Source organism: Nitrosomonas halophila (assembly GCF_900107165.1).
In the GTDB taxonomy this organism is placed as follows: domain Bacteria; phylum Pseudomonadota; class Gammaproteobacteria; order Burkholderiales; family Nitrosomonadaceae; genus Nitrosomonas; species Nitrosomonas halophila.
In genome coordinates this window covers 1-8,772 of the sequence record NZ_FNOY01000092.1, presented here as the reverse complement: position 1 = coordinate 8,772, position 8,772 = coordinate 1, and the positions used below count along the sequence as shown (strand labels likewise).

The 8,772-nt window shown below is 51.8% G+C and carries 5 protein-coding genes and 2 pseudogenes; 3 read left to right on the top strand and 4 right to left on the bottom strand.

The genetic code is table 11. From position 1 onward, the window contains the following. Positions 1 to 408 (top strand): annotated as a pseudogene (locus BLV85_RS15345) (hypothetical protein); the annotation flags it as partial. A 150-nt stretch (positions 409 to 558) separates the two neighbouring features. On the opposite strand, the gene BLV85_RS13610 reads toward BLV85_RS15345, so the two are convergent. Then, a complete protein-coding gene (locus tag BLV85_RS13610; RefSeq protein ID WP_245725231.1) occupies positions 559 to 1,689 on the bottom strand; it encodes an ATP-binding protein in 1,131 nt (376 codons plus the stop codon). Positions 1,690 to 1,849: 160 nt separating this feature from the next. Between BLV85_RS13610 and BLV85_RS13605 the strand changes: the two are divergent. Continuing rightward, a pseudogene (locus tag BLV85_RS13605) lies at positions 1,850 to 2,107 on the top strand (hypothetical protein); the annotation flags it as partial. 51 nt (positions 2,108 to 2,158) lie between these two features. Here the strand turns inward: BLV85_RS13605 and BLV85_RS13600 are convergent. From BLV85_RS13600 to BLV85_RS13590, 3 genes are read right to left on the bottom strand one after another with little or no spacing between them, the layout of a single operon-like run. Continuing rightward, positions 2,159 to 5,308 carry an efflux RND transporter permease subunit gene (locus BLV85_RS13600; RefSeq protein ID WP_090415780.1) on the bottom strand — a complete coding sequence of 1,050 codons (3,150 nt, stop codon included), beginning with the start codon at positions 5,306 to 5,308 and terminating at the stop codon, positions 2,159 to 2,161. Beyond that, on the bottom strand, positions 5,301 to 6,623 hold the full coding sequence (locus tag BLV85_RS13595) for an efflux RND transporter periplasmic adaptor subunit (RefSeq protein WP_090415779.1): 1,323 nt from the start codon (positions 6,621 to 6,623) through the stop codon (positions 5,301 to 5,303). The genes BLV85_RS13600 and BLV85_RS13595 overlap by 8 nt, the downstream gene beginning before the upstream one ends. Further along, positions 6,616 to 7,902, bottom strand: a complete 1,287-nt coding sequence (locus tag BLV85_RS13590; RefSeq protein WP_090415778.1) for a TolC family protein — start codon at positions 7,900 to 7,902, stop codon at positions 6,616 to 6,618. The genes BLV85_RS13595 and BLV85_RS13590 overlap by 8 nt, the downstream gene beginning before the upstream one ends. Before the next feature lie 316 nt (positions 7,903 to 8,218). Here BLV85_RS13590 and BLV85_RS15540 point away from each other — a divergent pair. Beyond that, on the top strand, positions 8,219 to 8,772 hold a 554-nt coding region (locus tag BLV85_RS15540; RefSeq protein ID WP_218132854.1), incomplete at its 3' end, for an IS701 family transposase.

Genomic DNA, 8,772 nt, shown 5'->3' with positions numbered 1-8,772 from the left:
CATCTTCCTGGTCATGAACCTGCTTGTACTGGTGCGGGTTTTTATTCGCCTGAAGAAATTTATTGCCAAAATGGCAATATGGGCGACAAAAAACTGCATGCCCGGAAAAATTCCGTTTCTGAGATTTTCGGTTTCCAATGGATTAGTTCGGGAAACGGAGATTTTTCTATGGGCGATAAGCTGATTGAGGTTAAATGTGGCAATAGAAACTTTGGCTCGGCTGATTATCGGCAAATTCTAATGTATTGGCTGCTTAGTTATATGGCTTCTATTGAAAAAGGTCCACTTGAATGGACAACAGGAATATTATTAAATCCTAGAAAAAATCGTTTTATTGAAGTTTCTTTTGACGATCTTGTTAGCGCTACGGCTGTGTTAGCGCTACGGCTGTTGACAAAACAAAAGTAGAGGTCCTTGTACTTTTTACTTCTGTCGTTGGTGATTACGCATCAAAAGTTCTTTCTGAATTTCGTTTGTAGTTGGACTTTAAAAAAGCACAATCGAAGAAGCACCCAAAATCATTGCCAGGAATGCTGTTTACAAAAGAGGATATCTGCATTATTCCCCTAACTCCTTCGCCAACTCATATAAACTAATGACCTCCGTTTCTTCCGTCACCGGGTAACGATCTTTCCCCGAATACACGACAAAGCTGCGATTGGGCTGTATGTCTTCAAGTGCATTATGAAAGCCTTTTGTCAACTTTGGGGTAAGGCCGCTCTTAATTTCGAGCGCCCATATTTTGCTGCCGGGTAATTCCAGTATTAAATCGATTTCCGCACCGGCGGAAGTACGATAGAAACTGGCTTTTGTTTGAGGGGGCGCAGCGGATAGCAGGTTTTCTATCACAAATCCTTCCCAGCTTGCCCCGAATACCGGATGACCGGAGAGCTGGTTATAATCCGAAAGCCCCAGTAAAGCATGCGTGATACCGCTATCGCGCACATAAATACGAGGAGCTTTGACCAAACGTTTTTTTGTATTGGCATGAAACGGCTGTAAGCGCCTTACCAGCAGCAGATCGGCCAGCAAGTCTATGTAATTACTAACGGTGGGGGCCGAAGTGGACAGGCTACCAGCCAGTTTGGATGCATTCAGGCATTGTCCTTGACTATGAGCCAGCATGATCCAAAGGCGTTCAAGTGTTTCTGCTGGGATACGCGGCCCAAATTGCGGTACATCCCGTTCTAAATAGGTGCGGATAAAATTGCGCCGATAGGCATAACTGTCCTCATCACTGTCTGCAAGATAGCTATCGGGAAAACCGCCCCGCACCCAAAGCTTTGAGGAGTCAGGGTTGTTTTTAGAGCCCGTTTCCAGCACATTTAACGGCTCCATGTCGATGTATTCAATCCGTCCAGCCAGTGTTTCTCCAGACTGGCGAAGTAAATCAATGGAAGCTGAACCTAAAATAAGAAACCTACCAGTCTTCAAACCTTTTCGTCTACCTTGATCAATCAAACCGCGCAAGGTCTGGAAGATTTCCGGCATCCGGTGAATTTCATCGAGAATAACCAGCTTGTCTTCGTTATGAGTGAGAAATAGACTGGCATTGCTAAGTTTTTCTCGATCAGCCATAGATTCAAGGTCAAGATAAACGGCGTCCCTTTCTTCGGCGACATCAAGCGCCAATGTGGTCTTACCAACCTGACGCGGCCCGATAAGGGCTACAGCGGCTTGCCGTTTCAAAGCTTGTATGACTATTTGGTAGATATTGCGTTTTATCATCCTTGAATATTAAAACTTGTATTTTTAATTAGCAAGGAAATATTTCTGTAATCCAGGCTGAAAAAATATCCATGAATATCCGATTTAGAATATAAGATTGCAAGAGATTAGCTTAGGAGCCGTGAAGGAAAAGGGGATCCATCTGAGCTGGGAGAGTATCCGCAATATCATGGCCACCCAGCAGCGCGTTACCCTGATGCTGCCAACCGATGCGAACACAACGATTCTGCTGCGCACCACAACGCGACCTGAAGCACTGCATCAACAACTCTACCAGGCTTTGAACATCAAACCCGATCCAGTCGGCAAGCGTAAAACAATTATCGACAGAAAAAATCCGAGTGCAAACCGATTCCAGTTGAAAATTTTAACTTGTTGAAAAATTGGGGATGTTTGGTGTGGAGTCACGAAGTTATTCATTAACGAGCCCTTATGTATATGTTTGTTTGCGCCATTCCAAGAATTGCAACACCAGGCTATAAAGCACTGGAAATGCCAGTAGTGTGAGTATTAGCACCGTCAGCATGCCGCCCAATGTTGGCACGACGATGCGTTGCGTCACATCGGCGCCGGCGCCAGTCGCCAATATGAACGGAATCAAGCTCAGCATTGTCGTGAAAGCGGTAATTGCGACCGGGCGTACGCGTAGGGCCGTGGCCGATTCGACAGCTTCCCTGATTTCCAGAGCCGTCAATGGTGCCTGTTTTTGTTTGCGTAGTCTGGCTATTTCGATATCGATGAACCTCAATACCATCACTCCGGTTTGAGCCGCAGTGCCGGCCAGCGCGATAAAACCGACATAGACGGCCACCGACAGATTGAAGCCATACCAATAGACCATCCAGATGCCGCCGATCAGGCCGAAAGGGATTGTCAACATCACGATGACCGGTTCGACAAAATTCCTGAAAGTAAAATACAGCAGCAACAGAATCAGCGACAGCGTGAGCGGAATCACGATACGCATCCGTTCCGCGGCCCTTTCCATATACTCGAACTGGCCCGACCAGCTAATGGTGTAACCTTGGGGTATCTCGACCCGTTGCGCTAGCATCTTTTTGGCTTGTTCGACATAACCGCCAATGTCGGACGTTTTGATGTCGACATAGATCCAGGTGTTGGGCCGAGCATCTTCGCTTTTGATGCTGGGCGGTCCGCGATTCAGTTCAATGGTGGCAACCTGGGCTAGCGGGATTTGCGCGCCTTGGGGTGTCGGTATCAGTACGCGCTTGAGGTTTTCCTGGTCGTCGCGCAATTCGCGCGGATACCGCAGATTGACCGGATAGCGTTCCAGGCCCTCCACCGTTTGCGTGATGTTCTCGCCGCCGATCGCGCTTTGTATGACATCCTGTATATCACCGACAGTCAAGCCGTATCGCGCCGCTTCGCCGCGGTCGATGGTGAAATCCAGGTAATAGCCGCCGACCGCGCGGTCGCCCATTGCCGATAGGGTATCCGGCAGATTTTTCAATTCTTGTTCGATGCGTTCGGTGATGACCTGTAAAACGGTCAGGTCGGGACCGGACACTTTGATACCGACCGGGGTTTTGATGCCGGTCGACAACATGTCGATACGATTTCTGATCGGCATGGTCCAGGCGTTGGCCATGCCGGGAAAGCGAATCGCCCGGTCCATTTCGGCGACGAGTTTTTGCTGGGGTTTGCCGGGGTCGGGCCATTCCGTTCGGGGCTTCAGATGGACGATCGTTTCGATCATTGACAGCGGGGCCATATCGGTCGCGGTTTCGGCGCGCCCGATTTTACCGAACACATGATGCACCTCGGGAAAGGTTTTCAAGATTTTATCGGTTTGTTGTAGCAGTTCCTTGGCTTTGGTGATCGAAATGCCCGGAAACGCTGTCGGCATGTACAAAATATCACCTTCATCCAGCGGTGGCATGAATTCGCTGCCAAGCCGGGACAGCGGGTACAGCGTGCTGGCCAGCAGCAGCAACGTGATTAGCAAGCTGACGCCACGATTGCGCATCGCCAGTTTCAAGACCGGCGAGTGAATGAAATGCAGAAAACGGTTAGCTGGATTCTTGTGTTCCGGAATGATTTTGCCACGGATACAATAGCCCATCAAGACCGGCACGACCGTGACTGTCAATAGTGCGGCAGCTGCCATCGCGTAGGTTGCGGTAAAAGCAAGCGGGCTGAACATGCGCCCTTCCTGCGCCTGCAGTACGAAAATGGGTAGAAATGACACGGTGATGACTAATAATGAAAAAAACATTGCTGGTCCAACTTCTTTCGATGCCGTGGCAATAGCCTGCCAGCGCTCTTGTCGCGTTAGTTCGGCCTGTTTTTTTTTGGTGGCTTCGGCCAGATGTTTGTGGGCGTTCTCGATCATCACGATGCCGCCGTCGACCATGTCGCCTATTATGATCGCGATACCGCCCAGCGACATGATATTGGCGTTGATGCCTTGCAACTTCATGACGATGAAGGCCATGAGCACAGCCAACGGCAGGGTGATCACGATCACCAGCGACGAGCGCAGATGCAGCAAAAATAAGCCGACCAGCACGCAGACGATGATGAGTTCCTCGGACAGTGCCTGATATAAAGTGTCGATCGCACGTTCGATCAAATCACCTCTGTCGTAAACCGGTACGATCTCGACTCCTTCGGGCAGGCTTTGCTTGAGTTCTTCCAGTTTTTCCCGCACGCCGAGAATCGTGGCCAGGGCGTTTTCACCGAAACGCATGATCACGATGCCGCCGACGACTTCCCCTTCGCCGTTCAGCTCGGCGATGCCCCGGCGCAACTCGGGGCCGATTTGCACGTGTGCCACGTCCTGTATGCGGATCGGCGTGCCGTTATTATCGACGCCGAGCGGTATGATTTTGATGTCTTCCAATGAGCGAATATAGCCCGCTGCGCGCACCATGTATTCGGTTTCAGCCATTTCCAGCAAGCGGCCGCCGATGTCGTTATTGCTGCGTTTGACGGCCTGTTTAACTTGCGCCAACGAAATGCCATAGGCGGCCAGCGCATTCGGATCGATCTCGATCTGATATTGTTTGACGAAGCCGCCGACCGATGCAACTTCGGCAACACCTGGCACGGTTTGCAGCGGATAACGCAAATACCAGTCCTGAATCGAGCGCAGCCCGGCCAGATCGTGCCGCCCGGTTTTATCCACCAAGGCATATTGATAGACCCAGCCGACCCCGGTCGCATCCGGCCCCAATGAGGGATTGACACCTGCCGGCAAGCGCTCGCGGATGTAATTCAAATATTCCAGGACGCGCGAACGGGCCCAATAAATATCGGTGCTGTCCTCGAAAATGACATAGATGATCGATAACCCGAAATCGGAACTGCCTCGGACGACTTTGGCCTTCGGCACGGCCAGCATCGCCGTGGTCAGCGGATAGGTAACTTGGGATTCGACGACTTGCGGCGCTTGTCCCGGATATTCGGTGAACACGATCACTTGCACGTCGGATAGATCGGGTATGGCATCCAGTGGGATGGTCTTGAACGACCAAAATCCGGTCACAGCCAGCAGCACCGCTGCCAATAAAACCAGAAAGCGGTTTTGCAACGAACTGTCGATGATGGCTTTAATCAAGGTGATGCTTTCCCATATCGTGATGCATCGGCGTGTCCAGCATTTTCGCGGTTGCTTCGCGCAGTTTCGATTCGGAGTCGATCAGAAATTGGGCCGAAGTGACAATTTCCTCGCCTTCGTCGAGGCCGGCCAGGATCGCTACCCGGCCTTCCGAATCCAGGCCTAATTGAACTGGCCGGGGCTCGAACTTGCCAGGTGCCCTGACCACGAACACTTGGTTGCGTGTACCGGAACGGATGATCGCTTCAGTGGGCACGGTCAGCGCTTCGAGTTGTTTTTGCGTCAAGATCGTCACGTCGGCGAACATGTCAGGCTTCAATAAACCTTCGGTATTATCGAGTACCATGCGGATCCGGTTGGTGCGGGTTTGCCTTTCGGCATAGGGATAAATGAATTCGACCTGGCTTGAGAAAACCCGTCCCGGAACGCCGATCAAACGGATTTCGGCCGGATCGCCGGGCCTGACCCAAGGCAGTTCGTATTCAAACACATCCGCGTACACCCAGACTTTGCCGACATCGGCCAGCGTGAAGATTTCGGTGTCCGGTGTGACATACTGACCTTCGCGGGCATCGATTTGAATCACGATGCCGTCGGTCGGCGCATGGATATGCAGACTCTTGATGATGCGTTGTTTGTCAGTCAATTCGTGCAGTTGATGATCCGGGACATCGAGCAATTGCAAACGTTTCCGGGAACTCGACAGGAGTTCGTCCGCACCCCGGCGGATGCTTTCGAATGGGCTATTCGACAGAATTTCTTGGTTTTGCAGGGCTAGAACATATTCCTGCTGAGCGGCGACCAATTGCGGTGAATAAATACTCAATAAATCGGTATCTTTTCTGACCCACTGGCCGGTTTTATCGACATGCAGCGCTTCGATCCAACCGGCTGTTTTGGGATGCAACCGAACGATGCGCTCTTCGTCATAATCGACCCGGCCGACCGCGCGCACGTTTCGGGTAAGTGTGGTCCGCGCGACCTTTGCGGTTCGCACGCCGATGTTTTGTACCGTGACCGGATCGATCCTGACCGTGCCGGGTTCTGTGGCGGTTTGGTCATCCGCGTATACCGGAACATAGTCCATCCCCATTGAGTCCTTGGCCGGCACTGGGGAGGTGATCGCCGGATTCATCGGATGCCGGTAAAACAAGGGTTGTCCGGGCCCCGGTGCTTTATCGTCAGGTGGGGCCTTGATATGGTCAGGGCCATGCCCCTTGAGGAACAAGCCTTCAAGATTGCCAGTTAGCCAATAGCCCAAGCCGGCACCTAAAACCAGCATCAACAGACCAGTAACCCATAACCGCTTATTCATAAATGCCTGCCTGGCCAGTCGCGGCGACAAGCTGCGCCAGGGCCTGGTTGGCTTCGATGAAGGACTGCCAATATTGCGCTTCGTAGTCGTAGACAGTAATCTGGCTGCGTATCAGATTCAGAAAGTCGACTTTATTGACTTGATAACCGGCCAGCATCGATGCGACTGTTTGCTGGGCCTGCGGAATGATGCCGGTTTCATACAATAGCACTTGTTCCTTGGCACGCCGGTAGTCGTTGCTGGTTTGCGATATTTGTTTGCGGATGTCGTTCCATTGATCCCGCAGGGCGTATTGTTCGCGCATCAGCTCGCTTGTCGACTGGCTGACGCCCTGGGCTTGCTTTTGCCGGTAAAATATCGGCACATTGATGCTGATGCCAAGACTGAGCAGATCCGATCTCCTGCTGCCGTCGGGCATATTGCTGCGGGCACCGTAAGCCACGCTAACATTAAAATCCGGCAAAATCTCTTTTTTGGCCAAATCCAGTTTGGACTTTGCAGCGTTGATCTTTTCCCGTTCGCTTGCCAGTAAGGGCCGGTGGGTTTCGGCCAATTGATAAAGCACTTGATCGTCAGAAATGTCGGGCAATTGCAAGGGCATCTTTGTGGGCAACTGCACGGCATCGTTGCTTGGCCGGTCCAATAGGGCATTCAGGCTGGCCGCGGCATTGCCGCGCAGGCCGTTGATCTTGATTTTGCGATCCAGCAGTTTCGACAACTCGAGTTGTGCCAGCAAAACATCCTGCTGCAGACCATCGCCGACTTCATATTTTGTGCCGGCAACATCGACCAATTGCTGCAAGAGCATCAGATTGTTATCGGTGATCTCAAGCAAGCGGTCCAAATAAAATAGTTGCCACCAGACAGTTTTGACGTCACTCAGCAAGCTCAGGCGCCATTCCGCCTCGCTGTAGGCAGCGGCCTGTGCTTCATGGGCTGCCGCTTGTTCGCGCAAGGCCAGTTTGCCTGGGAAGGGAATGGCCTGTGAAATACCAAAGCCGATTTGCGCCATAGGTTCTTTTCGAGTATCGAAATGATCGACCGGCAAACTCATGACATTGAAACCGATGATAGGATCGGGCAGAGAGCCGACTTGGGATGGAATGGCCGCCAGGGCTTGTGCGGCAGACTTGATCCGAGCCAGGCTGGGATTGTTTTGCTGCGCTTGGGCTAACGCGGCCTCGAGCGTCAGAACGGTATTCTCTTCAGCCGAAGTGGTGCCGGAAATGACAACCAGTAGAATCGCGATGCCGCGTATCAAGAATTTCCGTGGTGGCATCAAAGCCCCCTTGTACGTTTATCCCGGATTTTTCATTATAACTCAAGTTTAGACATTCAGCACCAGAGAAATCGGCCCTTAGGGCAGAATCGAAGCAGCGATACGAGACGTAAAAAATATTCGAAAATGAGCAAAAATCACTTGACAGAAGGAAAAATTCGCGCGGTCGACGCCCTGCAGGCGCGGGTTTTTCGCGACTGCAGGGCGTCGACCAATGAAGGAGTTTTAACTCCTCATTTGGTGCCCGATGTCCTATGCTCAAACTGTTCGGCTTTTCCTGTCAGGCTGGATTACTCATTTACTCACCGCTGTACCCATGCGTTCTCGCGCCACTTTCGTCGAATTACTGTGTGGTTGCCTGATTTCTCCGGAAGGCTGGGTAACACGCGCAATCAGCGCTATTACCAGAGGCTGTCACTGGACTGCTTACTACAGACTTATGGAACGCGGCAGTGTTCGAACGCTACGACTGGCGCGCGCCTTATTCGAGATGGTCATCGATGCCTTGCCAATGGAAACGCTCAATATGGTCATCGACGACACATTAATTCCACGCCAATCCGAGAAGGCACCGGGCAGTACCATTCGGCACGATCACGCCAGAAAGCGCAACCGACCGCAGTTTCTGCTGGCACAATGCTGGGTCACGTTAGGCGTCAGTGTATTGGGCAGTGCGGGCAGGAAATACGTGTTACCAATCGTGTCTCGTTCTGTCCCTGCCACTGGCAATCGCAACAAACTGACTATCGCGCTGGCGTTGGTGCGCAGTCTGGCGCCCGTGATGATGAACAAGCATGTCCGGCTGCTGTTCGATGCCTGGTTCATGCGAGCGCGGCTGATATTGCCACTGCTGTCGCGAAAAATACCCAT

Coding starts and splice junctions, on each gene's coding strand:
- BLV85_RS13595 (WP_090415779.1), bottom strand. CDS start 6,623: ATGAATAAGCGGTTATGGGTTACTGGTCTGTTGATGCTGGTTTTAGGT.
- BLV85_RS13590 (WP_090415778.1), bottom strand. CDS start 7,902: ATGCCACCACGGAAATTCTTGATACGCGGCATCGCGATTCTACTGGTT.